Source organism: Parapedobacter soli (assembly GCF_025460835.1).
In the GTDB taxonomy this organism is placed as follows: Bacteria; Bacteroidota; Bacteroidia; order Sphingobacteriales; family Sphingobacteriaceae; genus Parapedobacter; species Parapedobacter soli.
This window is the reverse complement of sequence record NZ_JAMXAY010000168.1, coordinates 1-490: the sequence shown is the minus strand read 5'-3', so window position 1 is coordinate 490 and position 490 is coordinate 1. Positions and strand designations below refer to the sequence as shown.

General features: G+C 55.9%; 1 protein-coding gene. It reads right to left on the bottom strand.

Features of this window, described 5'->3' with window-relative positions:
• Positions 1-490 (bottom strand): hypothetical protein (locus NGM62_RS22050; RefSeq protein ID WP_262250458.1); only part of this gene is annotated, 490 nt, incomplete at both ends.

Below are 490 nucleotides of genomic sequence, written 5' to 3'. Positions count from 1 at the left end.
TGCTTTCTCGATGGTCAACATAGCGGTCAGTTCCAAATCGGTGTGACCGACCATGGATACCGTTGCGGTTACTTCATACACGCCGGCATCGGTTTGCGCGTTGCCGGTGTAGACCGCTGTAGCCGCTGTCGGCAGGTGACTAACGAAGATGGAGTGTGCCGCACCGTTGTAGGCAAACGTCGCGTCGTAAAATGCGATGTCATCCCAAGAGGGATCCTCCACCACCAAGCGAACCGTTTTCGTGGCTTCCAGATAGTTGGTCGTTTCCTCGGCGGTGATGGTAATCGTATAGTCACCCAACGCAGCATAGCCTTGCTGTGGCGAAAATGCCAAGGTCGTTTCCGTATGGTCCAGTGTCGCGGATACGAGCTGTTGCGTACCGTCGTAGGTCCGGAACTGTTCGTCGTCCGCCGTGATGGTCGCCACCGCTTTTTCGATCGTCAGTGCGGCTTCCAACACCAGGGTTTCGTGGTTATCGCCGGTAATGGTG